The organism is Prevotella sp. MGM2 (assembly GCF_002933955.1).
Lineage (GTDB): Bacteria > Bacteroidota > Bacteroidia > Bacteroidales > Bacteroidaceae > Alloprevotella.
Genome location: NZ_BEWW01000299.1, coordinates 1 through 22,350, shown reverse-complemented (window position 1 = coordinate 22,350; position 22,350 = coordinate 1). Strand labels below are relative to the sequence as shown.

24 protein-coding genes and 1 tRNA gene are annotated in these 22,350 nt (G+C 44.5%); 9 read left to right on the top strand and 16 right to left on the bottom strand.

Annotation, left to right across the window (positions count from 1 at the left end; genetic code table 11):
* Positions 1-569 precede the first annotated feature (569 nt).
* From C5S62_RS10800 to C5S62_RS10785, 4 genes are all read left to right on the top strand, one after another.
* The gene (locus tag C5S62_RS10800; protein WP_104405387.1) at positions 570-1,496 is read left to right on the top strand and encodes a magnesium transporter CorA family protein; all 927 of its coding nucleotides are present in this window, start codon (positions 570-572) and stop codon (positions 1,494-1,496) included.
* A 232-nt stretch (positions 1,497-1,728) separates the two neighbouring features.
* On the top strand, positions 1,729-3,597 hold the full coding sequence (locus tag C5S62_RS10795; RefSeq protein WP_104405386.1) for a DUF349 domain-containing protein: 1,869 nt from the start codon (positions 1,729-1,731) through the stop codon (positions 3,595-3,597).
* A 341-nt stretch (positions 3,598-3,938) separates the two neighbouring features.
* Positions 3,939-5,081, top strand: a complete 1,143-nt coding sequence (locus C5S62_RS10790; RefSeq protein WP_172486259.1) for a transglutaminase domain-containing protein — start codon at positions 3,939-3,941, stop codon at positions 5,079-5,081.
* 540 nt (positions 5,082-5,621) lie between these two features.
* Positions 5,622-6,713 carry a hypothetical protein gene (locus C5S62_RS10785; RefSeq protein WP_133159582.1) on the top strand — a complete coding sequence of 364 codons (1,092 nt, stop codon included), beginning with the start codon at positions 5,622-5,624 and terminating at the stop codon, positions 6,711-6,713.
* 298 nt (positions 6,714-7,011) lie between these two features.
* On the opposite strand, the gene C5S62_RS10780 is transcribed toward C5S62_RS10785, so the two are convergent.
* Both C5S62_RS10780 and C5S62_RS10775 read right to left on the bottom strand, forming a co-directional pair.
* A complete protein-coding gene (locus tag C5S62_RS10780; RefSeq protein WP_104405383.1) occupies positions 7,012-8,142 on the bottom strand; it encodes a hypothetical protein in 1,131 nt (376 codons plus the stop codon).
* 61 nt (positions 8,143-8,203) lie between these two features.
* On the bottom strand, positions 8,204-9,061 hold the full coding sequence (locus C5S62_RS10775) for a patatin family protein (RefSeq protein WP_104405382.1): 858 nt from the start codon (positions 9,059-9,061) through the stop codon (positions 8,204-8,206).
* A 227-nt stretch (positions 9,062-9,288) separates the two neighbouring features.
* Between C5S62_RS10775 and C5S62_RS10770 the strand changes: the two genes are divergently transcribed.
* From C5S62_RS10770 to C5S62_RS10760, 3 genes are all read left to right on the top strand, one after another.
* On the top strand, positions 9,289-10,692 hold the full coding sequence (locus C5S62_RS10770; RefSeq protein ID WP_104405381.1) for an aminopeptidase P family protein: 1,404 nt from the start codon (positions 9,289-9,291) through the stop codon (positions 10,690-10,692).
* A 63-nt stretch (positions 10,693-10,755) separates the two neighbouring features.
* Positions 10,756-11,949, top strand: a complete 1,194-nt coding sequence (locus C5S62_RS10765) for a C1 family peptidase (protein WP_104405380.1) — start codon at positions 10,756-10,758, stop codon at positions 11,947-11,949.
* A 424-nt stretch (positions 11,950-12,373) separates the two neighbouring features.
* A tRNA-Ser gene (locus C5S62_RS10760) sits at positions 12,374-12,458 on the top strand.
* Between the two features lie 202 nt (positions 12,459-12,660).
* Here C5S62_RS10760 and C5S62_RS10755 read toward each other — a convergent pair.
* From C5S62_RS10755 to C5S62_RS13325, 14 genes are all read right to left on the bottom strand, one after another.
* A complete protein-coding gene (locus C5S62_RS10755) occupies positions 12,661-13,239 on the bottom strand; it encodes a hypothetical protein (RefSeq protein WP_104405379.1) in 579 nt (192 codons plus the stop codon).
* Position 13,240: 1 nt separating this feature from the next.
* Positions 13,241-13,819, bottom strand: a complete 579-nt coding sequence (locus C5S62_RS10750; RefSeq protein ID WP_104405378.1) for a glycoside hydrolase family 108 protein — start codon at positions 13,817-13,819, stop codon at positions 13,241-13,243.
* Between the two features lie 6 nt (positions 13,820-13,825).
* A complete protein-coding gene (locus tag C5S62_RS10745) occupies positions 13,826-14,347 on the bottom strand; it encodes a hypothetical protein (RefSeq protein ID WP_223301223.1) in 522 nt (173 codons plus the stop codon).
* 95 nt (positions 14,348-14,442) lie between these two features.
* Complete coding sequence (locus C5S62_RS10740) at positions 14,443-14,799, bottom strand: hypothetical protein (protein ID WP_133159581.1); 357 nt, start codon at positions 14,797-14,799, stop codon at positions 14,443-14,445.
* A gap of 77 nt (positions 14,800-14,876) precedes the next feature.
* Complete coding sequence (locus tag C5S62_RS14160; protein WP_371411203.1) at positions 14,877-15,464, bottom strand: hypothetical protein; 588 nt, start codon at positions 15,462-15,464, stop codon at positions 14,877-14,879.
* 321 nt (positions 15,465-15,785) lie between these two features.
* Positions 15,786-16,364: a hypothetical protein gene (locus C5S62_RS10730; RefSeq protein WP_104405376.1), complete on the bottom strand. Its 579-nt coding sequence runs from the start codon at positions 16,362-16,364 to the stop codon at positions 15,786-15,788.
* An 11-nt stretch (positions 16,365-16,375) separates the two neighbouring features.
* Complete coding sequence (locus C5S62_RS10725; RefSeq protein ID WP_104405375.1) at positions 16,376-17,125, bottom strand: MBL fold metallo-hydrolase; 750 nt, start codon at positions 17,123-17,125, stop codon at positions 16,376-16,378.
* 19 nt (positions 17,126-17,144) lie between these two features.
* Positions 17,145-18,044 (bottom strand): hypothetical protein, encoded by a 900-nt coding sequence (locus C5S62_RS10720; protein ID WP_104405374.1) that lies wholly within the window; start codon positions 18,042-18,044, stop codon positions 17,145-17,147.
* 11 nt (positions 18,045-18,055) lie between these two features.
* Positions 18,056-18,370: a hypothetical protein gene (locus tag C5S62_RS10715; protein WP_104405373.1), complete on the bottom strand. Its 315-nt coding sequence runs from the start codon at positions 18,368-18,370 to the stop codon at positions 18,056-18,058.
* 12 nt (positions 18,371-18,382) lie between these two features.
* Complete coding sequence (locus C5S62_RS10710) at positions 18,383-20,341, bottom strand: AAA family ATPase (protein ID WP_104405372.1); 1,959 nt, start codon at positions 20,339-20,341, stop codon at positions 18,383-18,385.
* 11 nt (positions 20,342-20,352) lie between these two features.
* Positions 20,353-20,580, bottom strand: a complete 228-nt coding sequence (locus tag C5S62_RS10705; RefSeq protein ID WP_168353875.1) for a DUF3853 family protein — start codon at positions 20,578-20,580, stop codon at positions 20,353-20,355.
* A 50-nt stretch (positions 20,581-20,630) separates the two neighbouring features.
* Positions 20,631-20,843 (bottom strand): hypothetical protein, encoded by a 213-nt coding sequence (locus C5S62_RS10700; RefSeq protein WP_104405370.1) that lies wholly within the window; start codon positions 20,841-20,843, stop codon positions 20,631-20,633.
* Positions 20,844-20,861: 18 nt separating this feature from the next.
* On the bottom strand, positions 20,862-21,251 hold the full coding sequence (locus C5S62_RS14155) for a response regulator transcription factor (RefSeq protein ID WP_104405369.1): 390 nt from the start codon (positions 21,249-21,251) through the stop codon (positions 20,862-20,864).
* Positions 21,248-21,472 (bottom strand): hypothetical protein, encoded by a 225-nt coding sequence (locus C5S62_RS13325; protein ID WP_133159580.1) that lies wholly within the window; start codon positions 21,470-21,472, stop codon positions 21,248-21,250. Before C5S62_RS13325 ends, C5S62_RS14155 begins: the two co-directional genes overlap by 4 nt.
* 216 nt (positions 21,473-21,688) lie before the next feature.
* On the opposite strand from C5S62_RS13325, the gene C5S62_RS10685 reads away from it, so the two are divergent.
* Both C5S62_RS10685 and C5S62_RS10680 read left to right on the top strand, forming a co-directional pair.
* Entirely contained in the window at positions 21,689-22,045 is a 357-nt protein-coding gene (locus tag C5S62_RS10685) for a DNA-binding transcriptional regulator (RefSeq protein WP_104405367.1), read from the top strand.
* A gap of 4 nt (positions 22,046-22,049) precedes the next feature.
* A complete protein-coding gene (locus C5S62_RS10680) occupies positions 22,050-22,232 on the top strand; it encodes a hypothetical protein (protein ID WP_104405366.1) in 183 nt (60 codons plus the stop codon).
* Positions 22,233-22,350 lie beyond the last annotated feature (118 nt).

The following is a 22,350-nucleotide window of genomic DNA, read 5'->3' as shown; positions in this document are numbered from 1 at the left end:
TCGTATCTTTGTAACAGCCAAGCGGGACCTCCTTGTGGAAAGTCCCGCTTTTTCATTGTATTTCAGGTCAATCCGAAGTGCTCTTCGCCGTATTTCTTTCCGAAATTTCCCGTAGTCGAATGCAAATTCCAAGTATTCGTGTTAATATTCCGATACGGACTTTTATGACAACCGTGCTTGCAATCTATACTTTAACATATTGAATTGTTGTAGAACGTTAAAAATGTTAATCTCTGCGACCTTTCCCTTTACTTCGCCCGGCAGTGATTCTTACTTTGGCATGAAATGTGCATCCACGTCTGCCAATTTAATTCAACCGGACGGTATTACCGCTTCTTTTAGCTGGAGTTTGACGGAAGGTGTTTGGGGTAGATTTCTTTTATGCGGTAAAAACGATTTATATCATTCTTGTTATGTTTGGAAAAAATTGTACTTTTGTCGCAAGATTTAAAATAGTATTCACCCTGATGGACGACTATTACGCGGAAAATAACCGATGACAGGCCGAGAAGCCAGCCTATAGGCGAGTTTCTCCGGTCTTTTCTTTAATGTTTTAGGAGAAACAGTTTATGCGAACCTATTGGAATATCGACCACACGCTGCGCACGATCGACGAATGGCAACCCAACTGCTGGGTGCAGGTGACTTGTCCTACACCCGACGATGAAGACTTTCTTTATAACACACTCAAAATTCCTGATTATTTTCTTGACGACATCCGAGACAAGGACGAACGTTCGCGTTATGACTACGATGACGGATGGTCACTGATCATTTTGCGTATCCCCTATGTCAAAGAGGTCCGTTCACGCACTCCTCACACAACGATACCGTTGGGTATCATACTAAATAAGGGAGTGTGCATCACGGTGTGTAACTACGAAACGAATATGATGATTGATTTCGTCTCATATCAGCAGAAGCGTAATCTGGGTTTTACGGACTCTGTGGATCTCGTTTTCCGTCTTTTCCTCTCCGCGGCAGTGTGGTACCTCAAACGTCTCAAGCAGATAAATATCCTTATAGAGGAAGCCAAGCGTAATCTCGACCGGAAAATAGACAATGAGGATCTTATCGGCCTTTCCCGGCTGCAGGATAGTCTTACGTATTTTATTACGTCCATCCGAGGCAATGAGACACTTCTCTCCAAATTGAAATTCAAACTGCCGGTAGACGAACTTGATGCCGATCTCATAGAAGACGTGACTATTGAGATGAACCAGGCACGCGAGACGACTAATATATATACCAATATTCTTGACTCGACCATGGAAACCTATGCCAGTATTATTAACAATAATATGTCCGGTGTCATGAAGCAGATGACCTCTGTCTCCATTATTCTTATGTTTCCGACGCTTATCGCCAGTATCTTCGGCATGAATCTCATTTCAGGGCTGGAAAATACGTGGTGGGGATTCCCCTTGGTTATTATTCTTTCTTTTTCCATTACAGGCGTATTCTATGCGTTGTTCCGTCGGAAAACATGGATATAGCATATAGGGGTTGCCGAAGATTCCATAAACGGGGAAACTGTTTCGTTAAATAACCCGTCAGTAGCCAACTCTATTTCCGGCGGCATGTAGACAACTTTTATGATTATAACATTTTTAACGTCAGATAACTGCAAAAAGGCACATTTCCCTCTATTTTTTTGGCTATCCCGAAAAAAATAACTTCATTTGCACTTAACAATAAAAACAGGTTTATTCAGACAAGAAAATTATCATGGACGAGAATAAGAACCCAGAAGTAGCAGAAACAATATCCTCCAATCCCGTTCCTGCTCCCCAACTCGCCGAGACGACGGAAGCCGCAGAGGAAACCGCCGCCGATGCCGTGGTTACAGAAGAAGTGAAGGAAAATACATATCAAGAGACGTCAGCAGCAGTAGTGCCCGATACCAAAGCCGCTGTTATCAGCCGTCTCAAGGACATTGTCATTGCAGGTGGAGAGATAGATCGCGCAGAAGTGGAGATGCTTAAGCAGACCTATTATAAATTACATAATGCCGAAATAATTGCTGCCCGTGACGCATTTGTCGCAGCCGGTGGAAATGTTGAGGATTTTATGCCCGCTGCAGATTCTGATGAGGAAAACTTCAAGGCACAGTTGGGCCGCATACGCGAGTTGCGGGCCGAAGCCCTTCAAGCTCTCGAAAAGCAAAAGCAGGAAGGATTGGCTAAGAAACTCGATATCATAGAAAAGATAAAGAATATGGCCGGGTCGCCTGAAGAAGCCGACAAGAACTATGACATTTTCAAAAATCTGCAGAATGAGTGGAAAGAAGTGAAAATGGTGCCGGCCGAACGTGCTACGGAATTATGGAAAAACTATCAGCTCTATGTGGAGCAATTCTACGACCAGCTCCGGCTGAACCACGAAATGCGCGCTTATGACTTCAAGAAAAATCTTGAGATTAAAACGCGCCTTTGTGAGAGTGCCGAGAAACTGGCAGAAATAGAGGACCCTGTTTCAGCTTTCCATCAATTGCAGCAACTTCATCAGGAATTCCGCGAAACAGGTCCTGTGGAAAAAGAAAAGCGTGAGGAAATTTGGACACGTTTCAAGGAGGCTTCTACAGTAGTCAATAAGCGTCATCAACAGCATTTTGAAGCTTTGAAGGCGCGTGAGGAAGAGAATCTTGTGGCAAAGACTGCGCTCTGTGAGAAAGTAGAGGCTATAGAAACTGAAAATATTAAAAGTTTTAGTGAGTGGGAGACGGTGACAAAACAAGTGCTTGATTTGCAGGCGCAATGGAAAACTATAGGTTTTACGCCCAAGAAGATGAACGCTAAAATCTTTGAGCGTTTCCGTGCGGCCTGTGATAGTTTTTTCGCCACTAAGACTGCTCACTTCAAGAATTTGCGTGAGACTTACGCCGCTAATCTTGCTGCCAAAAATGCCTTGTGTGAAAAAGCTGAAGCTCTGAAAGATAGTACCGACTGGACTGCTACTGCTAACAAACTTATTGATCTTCAAAAGGAGTGGAAGCGGACAGGGCCTGTGAACCATAAGACTTCCGACGTTGTTTGGAAACGTTTTAACGATGCCTGCAATTACTTTTTTGAGAAGAAAAATGCAGCAACGGCCGGGCAGCGTGAAGAGGAAGCCGCTAATTGGGAGAAGAAAAACGGTGTTATCGCAGATTTGGAGAAGTTGTTGGCCGAACCGGTTGAGAATGTGCAGCAGGCTGTGCGTGAATTGCAGGCACAATGGAATGAAATCGGACATGTGCCTTTCCGCAAGAAAGAAAAAATATATAAGCGTTATCGTGAGGTGTGCGATCGCATTTATAAGGAGTTGCACATCAGTGCCGGACGCCGTAACCTTGAGAATTTCAAGAAGAATGTGGCTGAAAAAGGTGGTAATGAGTTAACCCGTGAGCGTAATCGTCTGACAAACGCTTATGAAGCCAAGAAGCAGGAGATTAATAATTACGAGACAAATCTTACTTTCCTTAATACGAAATCGAAAGGAGCAAACAGTTTTGTGAAGGAGATAAATCAGAAAATCGAAAGACTGAAAGAAGATCTCAATCTGATTCTTGACAAGATTCGTGCTGTCAACGAGCAAATTAAGGTGGAACAGAAATAATTTCTTCTGAATAATCAGAAAGTTTTATATGGTTTAAGAAAATAACGGACATTTCACCGGAGCAGGTGTTGTGTCCGTTGTTTTTTATGTGTCAGGCAGGAAATATTTTAATATGTCTTATCCGGTATGGAATACATCATATATCTTTGTAGGCGCATCGGAATGCTGCTTTGCTTTTTGCCGTTCTGTTTGCCATTTTCATGAAACCTTTTTAATCAATCCGTAATTTTTTCTACATTATGCGAAAATGTTTTTTACTCCTTGTGTTAGCGTTTGTGACATTGTCTGTTTTTCAGTCGTGTTCCAGTGATCTAGAGGTTCCGTTTGAGAATGATCCGTCAATGACTGTAACACCTTCAGGTGCAGGAAATGAGGATTATTTTCCTATGGATGACGGGGCTTCCGCCTTATCTAATGATCCGGCAGAAGCCTTGCGCCAACTTGTTGTTAATATCAAGCCTGAAAGAGCCCTTTCGAAGGGCGATCTTATCATTACAGACGAACAGTTTGCCGAGATTAAAGCCTTTGTAGATGAAAACTTGAGGCGCGACAATGAGACGGACACCTATAAAGCCATTTTCGGATGGCTGGTGAGCAATTTGCAGTATGCCCATGGTTCGACAGTGGCCTATCTTGACCCTTATGATGTGTTCAAACGCCGTACCTGTGTTTGCCAGGGATATGCCAATTTGTTGAAGACGATGTTGCTTACACAGAACATACCGGCTTTCGGAGCGAATGGTTGGTTGGGTAATATTGGTGCACATGCGTGGAATTATACCTATGTGGATGATGAATGGATTGTCAGCGATGCTACCAACAATCAGTGGTTTTTCATGAAGGATGTGTCGAAATACCGTAATCAGCTGATTCCATTCAGTACGGAAATAAGTCTGTTTGAAGATGACCGGTTTACCTATGATTTTCAGGAAAGACAGTTGAATGTTTCTGAGGTTAAGTACGCAGATGAGGCTCATTTGACCATTCCTTTTAGTGTGGGCGGCTATAAAATCACTAGTTTTTGTCCGGCAAAGCCTGTGCCCGAAAATTTCAAGCAGTTATATTTGGGTAAGAACATACTTACGTTCGGCGCGAGCCTTAATTTCTTTTCGGAATGCACCAACAGCATTGAGGAAGTTTTCATCGATTCGGCCAATCCGGAACTGAGCACTTACAAAGGGGTGGTGTACGGACGGTATCAGCAGGCGCCCTATTATATTCCGGCCGGCATGAAGCGTGTGGAGTTGAGGCTGCTCGAGAAGGTAGAGAAAAACACGATTTATAATTTGCCCTATGTGGAAGAAATCGTTTTTGCTGAGGGTACCAAATATCTGGAGGCTTATGCCATTGAGAATTGTCCCCGGTTGAAACGCGTTTACGTGCCTGAGACGGTGACGGTTATAGAAGAAAATGCCATATACCGTTGCCCGTCAGATGTTGAGATTGTCAGGGGAATCACCGGTATTCATAATGTACAGATGTAAGTTATGCCGGCATTGGCTTTGAAGCAAAAAGTTGTAGGTCCTCTATTTTAACATTATTTGCTTTCGGCCGTAAAATGTTGTATCTTTGTAATAGCGGAGCGGGACTTTTCATCTGAAAGTCCCGCTTTTTCTATGGTTTTGAAGGCTTTTTGAGCGTTTTTTGGCAGTGTGTTTTCCTCAAATTCCCCGTATTGTAATTTAAAATGCAAGTATTCGTGTTAAGATTCCAATAAGGACTTTTTCTTTCTTGCTACTTACAATCTATATTTTAACACTTCGAAATGTAACAGAAAGTTAAATATGTTAAAGTTGAACTCTTCGATAAAAAACATTCAGTGCGATTTTTGTCTATATAATTGTGATATTTTGTAAAAAATGTTTATATTCGTGTCGGGGTACATGTGCTCCGACACAAATATTGCAGATAGGAAGCGTTATGCTTGTTTTGTCAGCCTGAAACACTCAGACAATAGGCAAAACGGTATGATTGGCTCACGCTTATGTTAAAAGAACTTGCAGAAGGGCCAGAAGCAAGACAAAATGAAACATCAAATGAAACTTACCTCATTAGTGAAATCCTGTATGTCAATTGTCTTATGTTTGTTTGCAGGCGCAGTGGCACACGCCCAAATCAATCTTGCAGGCGTTTATGAGCTTAACAGAAAAATTGAAGGAAGTGTATATCAAATGTATCTTGAGCTGGACTTTGCCAACCAGCGACCGGATTTTACACAGACCTTTACAACCAAGACCGCTGTCTTTAAGTTTTTGCCGGAGGATTTCATGAATGCCAAAAAACTCAAGAAATGCTTCCAGGGAACGAAAGCCTCCGGTTTTGGTAAATATCGTGAGAGAACTCTTTTTTCTTTGACTGAAGAATTCAGGATTACCAATCCTCACTTGAAAGGCGGCGTTATCATTGCTGATTGGGAAAATGAGGTGGCCAAAACCGGGAAAGTGGTTATCATACCTAATGAGGACGGTTCCATTGTCACTTACGGGCTTACGGCTTTAGACCGCTCTCTTAGTCCTGACGGAATGCGTCTGGAACTGGTTAAGGACCTTTTGCCTGCCGGTGCTCCCGGACATCGGAGACAACGTGTGAAGGAAACTTCTATTGACGAAATTAAAGAACAATGCGAGAAGGATCTTCCTGGTATTATATGCCTTCTTCAAGACATGCCGGATGATGAAACCGAAACCGATATACAGCCGGCTGACGCCCCAAAACCAGCCGGACCATTGCCAAAAAACGGAAACGATGACATCAAGATTGACCTTTGGAAAGATACTCAGGCCATAAGTTTTCATTTCCATACGATTTCCATAGGTGGTGATTTCGGCAAGTTCGAAACACATGCACTGTTGGATTTCTGGCCTGAGGATAACGGAGAAATCTCAATGCGCATGTATGGCACTACCGTATATGTTAATAGCGGGAACAGGCGTGAGTATGAGAAAATATACACCGGGCGCAGAAAGGGAAATAAAATTATTTTTACACGCTGCATGGATTCGCTGAACGGTAGAGATTATGAGCCGTTGGAGAGTTGGGAACCGTCGGAAGTTGTCATTAAGAGTCCGACCCAAATAGTGTTCGACCGGTGCACATATACCAAGAAGATAAATTAGTCCGTTTTTTGTGAATTTTATGTGAGACACCATTATGGGCCTTGTTCGGATAAGCCTATGGAATGCGGATTCCTTCATGTGGAATGAAGGTTCGCTGTCCTGCCATTTCAGAGTGGGAAGGCAGTGAGAGTTTTACGGATAAAGACATTCGGCCCGTAGAGGCTGTTGTAAAACTGAAGCGGAGGAGTCGCTCTAAAGGACTCCTCCGCTTTTGGTAAATTTCAAGTACAGGTCTGCTGTGCGGAATATGGCTCGTTCTGCTTCCGGTTCCCGTTGCAGTGTGGCCCTAAATGCGGAATCAGAATTTGAAGAAAGAAGAAGGCGCGGTGTCGGATGCCGGTGTGAGCATGGCTGACACCTTGTTTGCTCCGGGCGTGAGATTAATGGCGCCGGAAACCGTTGCCGATGTGGGGCGCAGGGTAAAAAGGGCACAGGCTGCGGGAGACGGCAGAAGACGGCGCAGACTGACGGCTACGGCGCCCATTGTGCGGCGCAGGTTTATTTCTACGCACGGATGGAGGCGCAGTGAAAGGTCGGTGTGGCGCACCAGCATCATGTCAACGCCCAGCAGTCCTTGATAATGGCCGTCCAGCAAGGGCGGCAGACGGCGCAGGAGAGACGTGCGGACGGCTTCAAGCACCGTGTGTGTTTCGGGCGGCAGGAGAGAGAGTAATGTGGCTTCAGATGCAACAAGATTGCCGGCATAGCCGCCTGTAGGCGTGGTGGTGAAAAGTGACAGGCCTTCATAGACGGCATGTCCGTCGGAGAGCATCCGGAACTCCATGGCAAGGTCTGCCACGCGATGGTAGAAAGGTTCTGCTTCGATGGCTCCCTGCTCGCGCAGGATGCGCAGCACGCGGCCCTGGCGGCTTCCGCTGTTTTCCGAGCGGTCGGCCGGCGACATGCGGAATACACCGCGTCCGCTGCCTGACCATGGTGCCTTGAGCATGATTTCGCCCCAGCTGTCTGTCATTTGCCACACCTCGTTAATTGATGTGCACCAGCATGACCGGCCTACAGTGGCCGGTACATCCTCGCGCAGGAGCGGCAGCAGACTGACCGCTGTTTGCCGGCTTGATAACTGCCGTATTGCTTCAAGTTTGTGATCGGGAGGAAGCAGGTGTGACGGAGCACCCAAACCGGCCATCCGGTGGCGGACAAGGGCGTCCCATCCCCATGGAATGATGCCGTCGATGGTCTCCCATCTTGTGGCAGTCAGTTCGTTTTCGTGGATGAAAGCCGGTATGGCCGACTGTGGGGCTGGCAGATGATCGGGTAATAGGATAAGATCGTCTTCCGCCGCCCATACGGCCGGTAGTGCGCTCAGGTCGTGTGCCAGCGTGCGTGCGGCACTGGTGGGATAATAAAAAGGTGATCCGGCGGCTAAAGCCTCATCGTGAGAGGGATTGAATATGTGGAGTTTCGGCATGTGGAATAGAACATGAAAAGGCCTGGAGGCACGGCGGTGGTTGCGGGAAACGGCAAGGCGCTTAGAGTTCCTTGTCGGCCCAGGCTTCGAAAGTACGTTTGGCGCAGTCGTAACCTTCGTGATAGAGGTCGGTGAGTTTTTGGATGTTGTTTTCCAGTCGGTCTACTTCAAGCGGGCGCTCGGGGCGTATGGCCAGAATGCGTCCTTCGTCTTCCAGACGTTCCACCAGTTCCAACTGGCGGTTGTAACAGGTATGGCGTTTGCTCAGCAGGAGGCGTAGCCGCGGGTAGTCGCGGTAAATGAAACGCGGTGTCTTGAGGTCGCGGTCGGGTGAGCGGTAGCCGCGGTTGCGTGTGAGTACCACTATGTTGAAAGGGTGTCCGGTAGCTTGCGCCCGCTCCACAGGGATTGAGTCGATAATGCCTCCATCGAGCATCGGCTGACCGTCTACTGTGACTATCGGACACACGAAAGGCAGGCTGCTCGATGCTTTGGCCAAGAGCAGGAGGCGTTTGCTGTCGCTGCGTTCGCTGAGATAACAGGCGCGTCCCGTTCGGCAGTTTGTGGTTACTATTTCAAATGTCATGGGGTTGGCAAAACAGGCTTCATAGTCGAACGGTAATACCTCGTTGGGGATTTTTTCGTACAGGAATTCGCGGTCGAGAATGCTGTGCTGGCTCCACAGGTATTTTATGCCGATATAGCGGTGCTTGTCGAATAGGTCGATGTTGCTCAACTTGGCGCGTCCGCGTTGCCGGCTCATGAACGACAAACCATTGCAGGCACCAGCCGAAACGGAGGCACAATATGAAAAATGTATATCGGCGTCCATGAAATAATCGAGCACACCACTGGTGAATACGCCGCGCATGCCGCCGCCTTCGAGCACCAGACCTATGTCGGATTTTAATACTGTCATCTTGTATTTTGTTGGATAGGGGTGCTTTTTGCACCTATAAAAGCATAAAAGCTTTACAAAGGTATAAGTTTCCCAAAGAAAATCAGTATATTTGCGCAAACAAAAAGAATTTTTAAGAATAGGTAATACATCGGTCGGTTTTTCGGCGTGCAATACAAGACCTTATGTGAAATAGGCTTGCCGCAAAAGAATCGGAGGTGCATTCATGTTATAAAACCTTCTTGTCTATGCTATTCTCTAAAGAAACATACGTGAACCGCCGTGCCGAATTGCGCCGGCTGGTTGGTAGTGGACTTATCGTTATTTTCGGAAATAACGATAGCCCGATGAACTACCCTGCCAATGCTTACAAGTTCCGTCAGGACAGTAATTTCCTCTATTTCTTCGGTCATCATCGCGATGGTCTGGTGGGAGTGATCGATGCCGACAGTGGCGAAGAGGTGCTCTTTGGCAATGAAATAGATATAGATGATATCGTATGGTATGGTTCCGTAACCTCTGTGGTTGAAATGGCCCGTGAGTGCGGTGTGGAAAAGAGTGTGCCCATGAACGGTCTTCAGGTATGCGTGGAAGCGGCCCGTAAGTCGGGCCGTATCGTGCATTTTCTGCCTCCTTACCGCCATGATACGATGATACAGATCATGGATTTGCTGGACATCCATCCTTCCAGACAACGCGAAGCGGCTTCGCTGGCTCTCATCAAGGCAGTGGTGCAGTTGCGTTCTAAAAAGAGCACGGAGGAAATCGCAGAATTGGAACGGGCTGCAGCCATCGGCTATGAAATGCATACCGCAGCCATGCGTCTGTGCCGGCCCGGCGTAACGGAACAATATATAGGTGGTGTGCTTGATGGCATTGCTGCCAAATTAGGTTCTATCACATCGTTCCAGAGCATCGTTTCGATGCATGGGGAGATACTTCACGGTTATCCTTCTACGCGGTCGCTTGAGGCTGGTCGTCTTATGCTCTGTGATGCCGGGGCCGAAACCATTGAACACTATTGTTCGGATCACACGCGCACCACTCCTGTAAGCGGTCGCTTCACACAACGGCAGAAAGATATCTATAATATTGTGGTGGATTGTCATGATTTGGCCCTCACACATGCCAGACCCGGTGTACGTTGGTGGGATGTCCACATGGATGTGTGCCGACTCATGACAGAACGCCTCAAAACGCTCGGACTCATGAAGGGTGATACGGAAGAAGCCGTTCGTGCCGGCGCACACGCTTTGTTCTTACCGCATGGATTGGGGCACATGATGGGTATGGATGTACATGACATGGAAGGACTGGGACAGACGTATGTGGGCTACGATGACGAAACACAGCCGTCATCACAATTTGGTACGGCTTCATTGCGTTTTGCACGTCGCTTGGAGGAAGGCTTTGTGGTTACCGACGAACCTGGCATCTATTTTATCCCCGACCTTATTGACTTATGGCATAGTCAGGGTATCAATTCGGAATTCCTTAATTTCGGAGAGATAGGAAAATATAAGGATTTCGGCGGTATACGCATAGAGGATGATGTGCTCATTACATCCGATGGCTGTCGCTTTCTTGGCGAAAAACTTATTCCCTATAAAGTAGAGGATGTGGAATGCTATATGGCAGAGAACGGCGAATAGTGGGTGCCGCAATGCTTCCGTTTTTTATATGTAATTTATCATTAATTTAAAACTATAAAAACAATGAACAAAATGTTATGTCTGGCAGCAGCTCTATGCTTCATGCCGGCTTCTGTAGTGGCACAAAGCAATGCTGCGGCCAAGAACGATACGGTTAAGTTTACCGTTGTTAAGGAAAATCCGATTACCAGTATCAAAGATCAGAATCAAAGCGGTACTTGCTGGGCTTTTTCTTCTCTTGGTTTTCTTGAAGCTGAATTGTTGCGTATGGGTAAGGGAAATCATGACCTTAGCGAGTCATTCCTTGTTTACCATACCTATATGGATCGTGCCGACAAAGCTGTGCGTACGCACGGTGATGCCAGTTTCTCACAGGGCGGTTCTTTCTATGATGCCGTCTATTGCTTGAAACACTATGGTATCGTACCTCAAGACGCTATGCCTACGAAAGGCCATCTCTATGGTGATTCACTTTATAATTTTAATCAGCTTGATGCCGTAACTTCTGCTTATGTCGGCGCCATTGCCAAGGGAAAACTCAAGAAAATTTCTCTCACTTGGAAGGATGATCTTTCAAATATCTACAAAAACTATTTCGGCGAACTGCCTGCATCTTTTCAGGTGAACGGTAAAACTTTCACGCCCCAGAGCTATGTAAAGGAACTTGGCATCAATCCTGATGATTATGTATCGTTGACCAGCTACACACATCATCCTTTCTATTCGAAATTTATTCTCGAAATTCAGGATAACTGGCGTTGGGCTGAGAGTTACAATCTGCCGCTTGACGAATTTATGGAAGTGTGTGAAACTGCAGTGAAGAAGGGTTACACCTTTGCTTGGGGTGCGGACGTGAGCGAAAAAGGTTTCGGCCGTGACGGTATAGCCAAAGTTCCAGCTAATATGAAGAATACCGACATGACCGGATCTGACGCCGCACGTTGGACTGGGACAAATGAGCGTAACGGTGCTGTCATCAAAACTAATGATGATGAACTTGCCATTACTCAGGAACTCCGTCAGATAGGCTATGATAATTGGGAAACTACCGATGATCATGGTATGGTCATCTACGGTATAGCTAAAGATGACAAAGGTAACGAATATTTTATGGTCAAGAACTCTTGGGGCAATTACGGTAAATACAATGGTATGTTCTATGCCTCCAAAGCCTATGTGGCTTATAAAACGATGAATATTCTTATTCATAAGGACGCTGTTCCTTCCAAAATTGCCAAAAAACTCGGTCTTAAGTAATAGACGGATATAATTGGTGATATTGGCCGGTAATTGATTTGAAAGCGTCAATATATAAAACATTACAGTCGCGGATATTCTAAACATCCGCGACTGTAATGTTTTAACTATCCCACCATGTACGTGTTCTGATCAATGAAATAATAGTCTCATACTAGGTATTTGCCTATTGAGGAAACAGTAATAATTCATTACCAATGGTTTTATTTGAGTTTAAAAGCAGGAAGGGAGGTGCTTAATTTGTTTTTCAGATGTGGGAAATGTAATAATATCTTTATTACTAAATAGTAATTGGTTTTCATTATTAATGGTTGTTGTTCGTTTTTTTCATTACTTTTTTCGTCTTATGTAAAAAAAGATCTCAAAAATATTGTCTATATAAAAATAAAGTCTTAAATTTGCACTCCGTAAGGCCAAATCATTAGGAGAGATGGTAGAGTGGTCGATTACAGCAGTCTTGAAAACTGCCGTGCTGAGAGGCACCGGGGGTTCGAATCCCTCTCTCTCCGCAATAAACCTTGAAAATCAAGGATTTGCAAAATTGGTACACGAATTTGTACACGAAAGCCCCATTTTTGGGGCTTTTTTCATGTCCTTTTTAGAGTGATAACTCCGATAACAAAGAAGCCCGGCACAAACCGGGCTTCAACATTGTTCCACAACGTGAATTGTGGCTTTCGCAACAATGTGGATGCAAAGATACTGCATTTTTTAGAAAATCCGCCTTAATCCGGCAAGAATCTTTTTAATCCAATTCAATATCGGCACACGTTTCAAGTATAACAACACCGCTACAAATAGCAATGAAACATAAAAGGCATATCGCCATCGGTTTGGGTCGGGCGCGGGTGATTCCTTAATTTGGATGTTGGAATTTTCACGAATTGCATTTGCTTCGCTTTTGCATTGCTCTTGCTTTTCGTTTTCGCTGCTTTCGCCTTTTTCTTCAACATTCGATTCTATCACCGTTTGTCTTATAGACTTGACCCCGGAAAACTCCCCGACATTATCCACCTTGGCTTTTGTCGTTGGCGGGGAAACCGGGGAAACATCAGGCTTTCGCCTTGGCGTGTCAAGCGGAACGGGGTGTTCAAACTCAATTTCCGTGATTGTGATTTTCCCATGTTCCGACCGGGTTGTGTCTATAAACTTGGACAACTCCTTTTTTTCAACCTCTTGCACCGCCATACTATCAGCGTATGAAGTTTGCTTTGTTTCTTGAACCTTGCGTGTTGTTCCGCAAGATACAAGCAAGGCAAAAACGGCGACAATTGCGATAACTCTTTTCATGCTATATGTTTTTAATGTCCGCAAGACGGCGCAACCAACCATTCAAGAACCGCTTGTTGGTGTGCTTCATCAATTCTTTTTCGGTTGCCTTGCGCCCAATTCTCTTTTCATAGGCGGCAATACTTGACGTGGTTATGTCTTTAAGGAACTTGACACGTGCGTTGTATATCACATTAAACAATTGGTCAGGGTCGGCAAAGTTCACCGCCGCCAAAGTCTTATTTCCAACAATACCGTCCGGGGTTACACCCAAAAGCCGTTGGGGAATGACAATGCCGTGTTTTCCTGAACCCCAAACCCAATCAACAAGAATGTTTGCGATTTTCTGTGATTGGATATTGTCAGCTTTCCACCTGTCCCAAAACGCGGGTTTCAACACTCGATTGCGGACATCATCATTGGTTATCAATTTAAGGTCAGCAACATCAACATCACCGTCCCCGTCCTTGTCATATCCGCATCGCTTCCACGTTGCGATTGTTACACCTTTGTTCGTTGCGCCGCCCGCATCTGCCGGGTCATTCGCAAATCCGCCCTCCCATTTCAGGATAAACGGCAATAATTTATCGACATCTGCCATCTTCTTTTAGTTTTTATATTCGGGCAAAAGATATTGGATATTCATTGCAACTTCGTGAAGCACGGAACGAACTTCATCTTCGTTCACTTCCACATCGTGCGTAAACTCGCAGAATACAGAACCAACCCAATCATGGTTGTTGTCGCTCAATCTCTTTATTGCGACCTTGTTTGTTCCACAAGCCGAAAGAAGCGATTTGGCGAATCGGTCTTTTACTTGTTCATCAATGTTATCAAAGAACATATAGAGGTTCTTTGCCATGTCCGAACAAAAAACCGCCACTTCCGACATCTTCAAATCCTGAATCTTGGGTTTCATGGATTCAACCCCCTTGCGCTTGGATTCAAAGTAAATGCTTATCATTGATTCATTGCCAAGTGGGTGTGGCTGCACGATATAGACCCTATCAGCGTGTAACTCGTGCAAGGCTTCCCAAAGTTCACCATGCACGATTGCGGAATTGTCCGCCCGCCGCCTTTGTTTCACTTCGTTGTTTGTGCGTATCTGTTCAATCTTTAAGTCCGTCATTTTGTCCTTTGTCTTTTGATTGTACGCAAACCACGCAACAAGGATTGTCCCTATTGCGCTAATGATAGCCGGGATATATTCCATCATTTCCATGTTTAAGTGAATTGAAAACACTTTCCGACTTTGACAATCGTTGTGTCTATTGGATAAACACTCAACAAGGGTTCGCCCCGTTCCTGCCGTGCTTTGTTCAATGCGGGCATTTGGTTTTCCGCTTTCTGAATTGCGGAAATCAGAATGTCCGACCCGGTAAAGCAAGAACGCCTTTCACCGATTGCAACACCGCTTGCATCCTTTTGGTAATAATCGCCGGATTGGTCGGGTGTCGTGTTGAAAGTTGCAAGAACCACTTGCATTTGCATTCGTAAGCCGGATGAATTTTTACCCGGATATTTTGTTGGCTGAATGATTGTCTTTTCAATCAAGATACGGCGATTGAACAATTCTTCCATGTCAATGCCCTTGCCAATTATTACATCGGCTTCCACTCCAAGTTAACAAAATCTTGCCATTGCCTTTTTCTGTGTTTTTAGTTTGATAAATCAGTTTTCAACATCACATCCAAATCTTCGGTAAACTGCAAGTATTCCTTGTAATAGGCAACTGCCTTGTCATTGGGTGCAATACCCAACACGTGCTTGTTGTAGCTGTTCACAAGGTCAAATTCTGCCGTTTCATCAATGACTGAACGGATAATTGCCTTTTTTAAGTTGGATTTTGTCGGCTTGCTCCAAATGCGGATTTCGCAACACTTCCATCCAATTTGAACTTCCGATTCTTCACCGTCAGGAATACCCATTTCGGGTTCAATGTTGAATCGGTAAATACTTGACCCGTCATTGTCATGTTCCAACACGGCGGGTTTACCATGCACCATGTCATAATGTGCATTTGCTTCGATTAAATTTAATTTCATAAGGGAATGAATTTTGAATTTTGAAGTCTTGAAAGTGCCATTTTTCAAACTCTCATGCAAGGCAAGCAAATTGGCATCCCGGTTCTTGTCGTGAACCTTAACACCATACGAATGCAACTTCCCCTTTCGTGCCTTTTCATCTGCAAGGCGCAAATTTTCAAGGGAAATCACCTTATCGAATATGTTGCCAACTCTTTTCATTGCATCAAGTTTGCTTGTATATTAGGATTCTTCGGGTTGCCCCTACCAAAACCGTTTTACTTATTCTATTTTTTGCCGTTGGATTTCTCCAACTCATTCAACCCCGGTTGGGTCGTTTTTGTGGCAAGGTTTCCGATATGCAACTATATTTTTACAAGCATAGCTGAGAACCGATATTCGCATTCGCATTCGTAGCCGTATTATTCGTATTCGCATACACGAACCCTGCATTCGCACCATTATTCGCATTACCGCTGAACAAAACGCCACGACATCGGACAACCTTTTATTTTATTTCTTTCAAGACATCAAGCCACCATTTTACGCTGCTTCGATTTGTTCGATTTGAGGATAAAAGCAAAGCCGAGAACCGAAAGACGCATTCGCACGCGCAGCCGTATAATACGTATTCGCAGACACGAACCCCGCATCCGCATTGGAATATACAAACCACGGAAACCATTTCGTTTGATTTTGGTTTGAGAAATCCGGGGTGAAATTATCTTCCTTGTTCCATGCCTGTGCAATGGTGAACAACTCATTCAGGGCGACAAGGGCTTTCATGTGCTTGGGGTTTATGTCGTTCACCAATCGGGCGACATCTTCAAGTTTCACACTATTGTCGGAAAAAATCTTCTTTGATACGGTGAAGTCGGCATTTGGCTTGCCATTAAGATGCTTCCGGGCTTTTTCAAAGTCGGTGATACACTCGTTTACTTCCTTGATTTCGACTTCTTCAAGGGAGAAATCAAACGGGGTCAGATAATCTTCATCTTCCGAATCCAAATCTTCATTGTGATTCTCGATAAAGTCCATCATTTCGTCCGCAGCTTCATTCTTTGAATCGAACTTGCCGCAAATCTCTTGCGTTTTCTTGTTTGTGATTAAAAACTTTTTCATGTCTTTTTGAATTAAAAGGGTGATTTGTTGAAATTTAATGTCATTCCACTTTCCGCAATGTGGATGGTCTTACCTGTCTCTTCCATGATTCCTTGCCGGAACTCACTTGCATTTGAATTGCCATCGGAAAGGTGTATCAACACAATGTTGTTCACCCCCGACAAGTCATTTGCAAGCAATGTCCCCTTGCAAGTTTCATATTCCATGTGGGATTTCATGGTTCGCGCCCTCAATGCACTTGGCAATCTGCCGGATTCAACATTGGCATCCAAAATGTCTTGTCTGAAATTACATTCAATCAAGATATTGTTCAATCCTGCAAACGTATAGTGCAAATAATGCGTATCAGTCGCAAACAAGACCATTCCACATTCCGGGTGATATATCAGGAATCCGAAAGGTTCGGCGGCATCATGTATGGTGTCGAATGCTTGAACCCTGAAATTGCCGATTTCGACAATGCACCCGGCTTCCATCATAAGCGGTGACAAATAGGGTCTTTTGAACTTCTTTATCACTTCATGCAATGTTCCCGTGGACATATACACGGGGATTTGCGCCTGAATGAAGTTTTCAACGTGTTTGGCGTGGTCGCCATGTTCGTGTGATACAATCGCCCCTTTGATGCGTGAAACATCGAAATTGACCGCCTTTTGCACTTCTTTGAATGAAATGCCACATTCTATTGCCAAGGCTTCCTTGCCATTGTCAAGCAAGTAACAATTGCCCTTTGAGGATGAACCCAATACTTTAAGCTGCATAACCTTTCGGATTTAGGGTTTAGAAACCGGGTGAATTTTGCGGTTCTTCCGTTTTCGGTGCTTCTTCCGTTGGAATCTCGCTCTTGATTTCCCCGGTTTGGGCATCAACAACCGTTTTTGTTGTTTTGTCTTTACCATCTGCCAAGTCCATGCTTATTTGTTCCTTGTTAGCATTGTTCTTGCGTTCTTCTTCCGGGGTGTCCTTGATTTCTTGATACTCGACATCCTGAATGTCTTGGTATTCCTCAATGGTTTTCATACCCATTGAAAGTTCCGGCGCATAAGCACTTGTCCAAAATGATGCGGCACGATACATTAGCATTTGCCGTGTCATTGTCTGCCATTTTGAACCGTTCTTTGTGAACCAACCCTCTTGGATGGCAAGACGGACGGAAACGGGCGAACTTTCCAACATCTTGTCCGAACCCTTGGCGGTCGTGAATGCGACACATTCAATGTCCATCACCTTTTTGCCGTCAAATTGCTTGGTTACGGCACGTTTGGAACGTGTTGCATTGTCCCAAACATAATCCGTGTAATCCACCATCCCCAACATACCCTTTTCGATAAATCTGTATTGTAAGGGATTGAAACGCCCGCAAGTGTTCACGGTTGCGACAAGGAATTTGGACGACCAAGACGGTTTGCCATAGATGGGAACCATGTTTTGCATCACCATCAAAGGACTTGCGCCGATACGTTGTGCAATCTCAATAGCAATCATGCAATTTGCCATTGCTTTTTCAATCGGATTTTTCTCTGAAACCTTATACATTTCTGGCACAAGTTCGGATGAAGCAAACAACTTGCACACACGTTGCATTGTGTCAAACTGCACCGGGTCAAAGAAGTTGAACCCTACTTGGGTGGGTTGTGAAACAACCACCGCATTGTTGTTTTTTGGCTGTAATTCGTTCATTGTCTTATGATTTAATTGTTAGATTTATGGTTGTCAAATCCCCCCCCCAATTTATCCATCAGGGTTTTAATTGAAGCAAGTTTCAGACCCTCAACAACAAGTTCCCTTGTTTGCTCCTGTGTGGCAAGTCCCGCAATTGCCCGGACTATTTGCCCTTGATTGCCCATGATTGCGATTTCTTGGGCGGTGGTGTTGGAATCTTCCGGGGTTTCGGTGGCTAATATCACCAAACCGCGCTTTGTCTTGTTTTCACTTGTCATTTCTGACATTGATGTTGCAAACTCTTCCACCTTGGAAATGAATGCACTTTTCTTGTTTTCTTCCATTGTTACGAAATTTTATTGAATTGTTAATTTGTTGTCTTTGGTGACAACAAGGTTTATAATCTGACTTTCCGTTGGGATTATCTCATTGACACTTTCGCGACCGTCAATGAATATCGGGGCACAAATGCCATAATGTCGGCAAAGGGTGTTGATAATATCCAACCCGGCATTGACTTGTCCGGCGGTGTTGGCACTGCCATAAGGCACACCATCAACAAGCGGAACGCACGTTTCAACGGCATTGCCATCAAAGGTGTAATCATACAACTTGAATGAAACGAACTTGAACATGGCATTGATGCGTTTTTCGCATTCGTCAATCTTGGTCTTGGTGAATTGCTCAATGGTGTATTCTTCACGCTCGACATCGGCGATTTGTTGTGCCAACTTCTTGCCGTTTTCTTCAAGCTGTGATATTTCCTTTTCACAACGTGAAATGGCATCACGTTTTGCAAGTCTTGCTTTCAGCTCATCGCGCGAAGCGTTCCACGTTGCCTTTTGGCTCTGCAAATCCTTTGTGTCAATCCCGGTGTTGTCGGTTGAAACGGTGGCTTCAATGTCGGCGATTTCCTTTTGCTTGGCAACCCATTCGGGGATGTTTTCAGGCACAACGGCGGCAACATCAACAACGGGGATTCCGGCAAAAGATGCTTCCAAGATTTCAATCTCTTTGGTCAAAGATTCGCTTTGCTTCTTGGATTCCTCGATTGATTCCTTGATGCTCTCAACCCTTGCTTCCTTTTCGGCGATTCTTGCGCCAAGATTCTTGCCCTTTTCGGTGATTTCATTGCATTTGTCAGCTTGTGCCCTGTTGAACACTTCACGGGCTTGCGAAAGCATGGATTCGGGCAATTCTTGTCCGCAATGCGGGCATATTGTACCACCGTCATATTTCTTGCCGTTTTCCTTGTACCATTCATTGCGGATGGTGTCTTGTTCTTCTTTGAGTTTGTCAATATCCCGGTGGATGCGTGCGACCTCAACTTGCCCGTTGGTTATATCCTTTTTCACGGAATCAAGTTCACGTTTCTTGTCCTTGATGCTGCTTTCCAATTCCCGGCGTTTGCTATTGGCTTCAAAGGCGGCATTTTGCGCTTGTTCCTTTGCCTTGAAAATGATTTGTTGGCATTCTGACTTCAACGTATTTATTTGCTTCTGCTTTGCTTGCTCCTTGTCATACTGCTTGCGTATGGCGGCAGTAACATCGGCAATTGCCTTGTCAATGTCGGCAATCTCCCTGTCTGCACGTTCAATTTCCATTTCTATTGCATGGAAATCTTCATTTTCCGGCATCATCTTGTGGGTTTGGTCAATGCGCGGTTGGTTTTGGTCAAGTTCACCTTTCAAACGCTTCTTTTTAGCCGCGATTTCGGCTTTGAAGTCTGCGAATGATTTGCCGCTTATCTTATCAAGCAAAAGGGCAAATTCGGGCTTTTGTGAAGCAATTTCGGCATCTGTGATTGTTCCGGCAAGCTGAAACAATTGTTCGCGCTGCAACTTCCAATCCATATTCACAAAGAAAGCCGGGTTGGTAATCATCTTGAATACGGATGAATCAATGATTGCTTCAATGCGCTTGGTGTATTCGCCCACCTTGACCGGGGTTTCATTCCACCAACATTCCGTGTGATTTCCCTTGAACACTCGCTCAACTTGTCCACGCGGTTTTACCCAATCTTCAACAAAAGCACGTTTCAGGGTGATTTCCTCACCATCAACGACAATTACACCTGACACACTGCATTCCACGTTGTGAAGCTCTTGCCCGTTAATGCGTGTCTTTACTTCGTAATCCTTGCGGTCTTTGGTGTCTTTGCCAAACAACAACCAAATGAATGCGTCAAAATGTCTTGACTTGCCAAGACCATTGCCGCCGGAAATGGTTGTAACATCGGCATTGAAATTCGTTGTCCGCTCCTTTTCACCCTTGAAGTTTACAAAGGTCAAGGACTTTAATGTTACTTGTTTCATTGTTGCGATATTTATTTGTTATTAAATAGTTCCAAAGCCAATTCAACATCAACCACAATTATACGCCCATGTTGGGTAATAGCCCGGTCAATGCGCCCACTTCGTTTGATGCGGTTTGCCGTTGTCATGCTACAATTGAAAATTTGAGCAATCCCGGCAATGCCATACACCTTGCGATGTTCCTTGACTTCTTGGGGGGCTTGTTTCGGTGCTTCTTTCGCACTTTCCAACAATTCCATCAGTTGCCCAACCGTTAGGTCGATAATTCTTGTTTGTGGGTCAATGTTTATCATTCTTCATCTTCCTTGAAATAATCGGGGATTGGTATTTTCTTTAAGAAATGTGCGGATAATGCAAGGCTTGCCACCTCCAAGAATAAAAACCACAAGGGGGCATCCTCCGTACTGCACAAAAGGCAAAGCGATATTGAGAACCACCAAACCACGGCTTTTTGTTTGATTGTTAAGCCTTTCAAGACAAAGGCATTTTTTAATTCATTCATTGTTGCGAAATTTTGATGTTAAACGAATGGTGAAAAATCCCCATCAGCCTTTCGGCGACCACGTACACGGCAAATCCTTGTCGTTGTTGTCCGGGCATTACGTGCCATAATCACGTTGTCATTTGACCACATTTGAGGTATCAGAATACCCAAAAGGAACAATGCAAACACTTTTCTTTTGAATGGTGAAAGTTCAAATGATATGTGAAATGTCATGCAAAACCACCACGCGGACAATTCATTTACCTTGGTGCATCTTGTTTTCTCAAAGATGTTCCGGGCATGATTTTCAACCGTTCTTTCCGAAATATAAAGGCGGTTTGCTATATCCTTTTTAGTTGCGCCCCATGCGAATAATTCCGCAATTTCGGATTCGCGTTTGGTGAGTTTTACGGCATCTTCTATCATTCTGCAATCCCCCAAACATCAGTGATTCCAAATTCCGAAAAGACTTCTTCCACCGCCTTTGCTTCCGAAACTTTTGGTTCAACCTTTCCTTTCATGCGGATAAGGAATGCCGCCCGCGTTGTCACATTCAATGCCGCCATCAGCTTTTCGCGGCACGTTGGTATGTCGCCATTACGAACTTGCGACCACCCTTTTGAAAATGAAAATTGTTCTTTGCTCATTACTCTTTTATTTTTAATTATTGTAAAATTGCGGCACAATTTTTCGTCATGTCGCAAATTTGACGTAAATTTGCTATTTGTTTCAACGAAACTTTGCTTTACCTTTGCATTGTTTTCGTTTACGTTTGCAAAGATACGGCATATTGTGCGAAAAACCAAATTTTTATCACACAATTTTGCGTATTAAATTTGCGTGTATAACATAACTAATTGAATATGAATGAATTTGATATTAAAAAAATTCGTGAGCAATTGAATGTTTCGCAAGAAAAACTTGCGGAAATGCTTGGAGTACACCCAAGAACCGTTCAAAATTGGGAATCAGGTACAACAATACCGAAAGCAAAACACGCAACATTGCGTGATTTGATGCTAAAACAACATCAGTATGCCGGGGGTGCTGAACAAAGCAATGTCAATGGCGACAATATCAACGGCAACAATGTGACGGTAAACAACAAGCCTGACACCGCAAGATTGTTGGATTTGCTTGCAAGCAAGGAACAATCACTTGCCAAGGCACAAGAACACATTGATAAATTATTGGTGATAATTGAACGACTAACAAAATAAAGATATGGACACAATACAAATCAAGGTGAATGACTATTACGGCAACCCATCTTATTATTCGGTTATGCCGGAATCCATCTTTGATGCACTTGAACTTGCATCATTAAAAGGTGAAGAACTTGCCACCGTTGAAAGGGCGGCATTTGATAAAATGATTGTTGAATACGACAAAAAGATGAAGCCATGAAAGTATATAGATACCTTATATTAGCGTTGCTTTGCGCCCTGTCTGTTTCTTGTTCAAAGGATAATACATTGGACAATGAAGAACGGGTCAAGCCGAAATTCCGGTGCATTTGGTAAAA

Bases quoted from the DNA above. Each gene is read 5' to 3' on its own strand.
- C5S62_RS10800 (WP_104405387.1), top strand. From the start codon at position 570: ATGCGAACCTATTGGAATATCGACCACACGCTGCGCACGATCGACGAA.
- C5S62_RS10795 (WP_104405386.1), top strand. From the start codon at position 1,729: ATGGACGAGAATAAGAACCCAGAAGTAGCAGAAACAATATCCTCCAAT.
- C5S62_RS10790 (WP_172486259.1), top strand. From the start codon at position 3,939: ATGACTGTAACACCTTCAGGTGCAGGAAATGAGGATTATTTTCCTATG.
- C5S62_RS10785 (WP_133159582.1), top strand. From the start codon at position 5,622: ATGAAACATCAAATGAAACTTACCTCATTAGTGAAATCCTGTATGTCA.
- C5S62_RS10780 (WP_104405383.1), bottom strand. From the start codon at position 8,142: ATGCCGAAACTCCACATATTCAATCCCTCTCACGATGAGGCTTTAGCC.
- C5S62_RS10775 (WP_104405382.1), bottom strand. From the start codon at position 9,061: ATGACAGTATTAAAATCCGACATAGGTCTGGTGCTCGAAGGCGGCGGC.
- C5S62_RS10770 (WP_104405381.1), top strand. From the start codon at position 9,289: ATGCTATTCTCTAAAGAAACATACGTGAACCGCCGTGCCGAATTGCGC.
- C5S62_RS10765 (WP_104405380.1), top strand. From the start codon at position 10,756: ATGAACAAAATGTTATGTCTGGCAGCAGCTCTATGCTTCATGCCGGCT.
- C5S62_RS10755 (WP_104405379.1), bottom strand. From the start codon at position 13,239: ATGAAAAGAGTTATCGCAATTGTCGCCGTTTTTGCCTTGCTTGTATCT.
- C5S62_RS10750 (WP_104405378.1), bottom strand. From the start codon at position 13,819: ATGGCAGATGTCGATAAATTATTGCCGTTTATCCTGAAATGGGAGGGC.
- C5S62_RS10745 (WP_223301223.1), bottom strand. From the start codon at position 14,347: ATGACGGACTTAAAGATTGAACAGATACGCACAAACAACGAAGTGAAA.
- C5S62_RS10740 (WP_133159581.1), bottom strand. From the start codon at position 14,799: ATGGAAGAATTGTTCAATCGCCGTATCTTGATTGAAAAGACAATCATT.
- C5S62_RS14160 (WP_371411203.1), bottom strand. From the start codon at position 15,464: ATGAAAAGAGTTGGCAACATATTCGATAAGGTGATTTCCCTTGAAAAT.
- C5S62_RS10730 (WP_104405376.1), bottom strand. From the start codon at position 16,364: ATGAAAAAGTTTTTAATCACAAACAAGAAAACGCAAGAGATTTGCGGC.
- C5S62_RS10725 (WP_104405375.1), bottom strand. From the start codon at position 17,125: ATGCAGCTTAAAGTATTGGGTTCATCCTCAAAGGGCAATTGTTACTTG.
- C5S62_RS10720 (WP_104405374.1), bottom strand. From the start codon at position 18,044: ATGAACGAATTACAGCCAAAAAACAACAATGCGGTGGTTGTTTCACAA.
- C5S62_RS10715 (WP_104405373.1), bottom strand. From the start codon at position 18,370: ATGGAAGAAAACAAGAAAAGTGCATTCATTTCCAAGGTGGAAGAGTTT.
- C5S62_RS10710 (WP_104405372.1), bottom strand. From the start codon at position 20,341: ATGAAACAAGTAACATTAAAGTCCTTGACCTTTGTAAACTTCAAGGGT.
- C5S62_RS10705 (WP_168353875.1), bottom strand. From the start codon at position 20,580: ATGGAATTGTTGGAAAGTGCGAAAGAAGCACCGAAACAAGCCCCCCAA.
- C5S62_RS10700 (WP_104405370.1), bottom strand. From the start codon at position 20,843: ATGAATGAATTAAAAAATGCCTTTGTCTTGAAAGGCTTAACAATCAAA.
- C5S62_RS14155 (WP_104405369.1), bottom strand. From the start codon at position 21,251: ATGATAGAAGATGCCGTAAAACTCACCAAACGCGAATCCGAAATTGCG.
- C5S62_RS13325 (WP_133159580.1), bottom strand. From the start codon at position 21,472: ATGAGCAAAGAACAATTTTCATTTTCAAAAGGGTGGTCGCAAGTTCGT.
- C5S62_RS10685 (WP_104405367.1), top strand. From the start codon at position 21,689: ATGAATGAATTTGATATTAAAAAAATTCGTGAGCAATTGAATGTTTCG.
- C5S62_RS10680 (WP_104405366.1), top strand. From the start codon at position 22,050: ATGGACACAATACAAATCAAGGTGAATGACTATTACGGCAACCCATCT.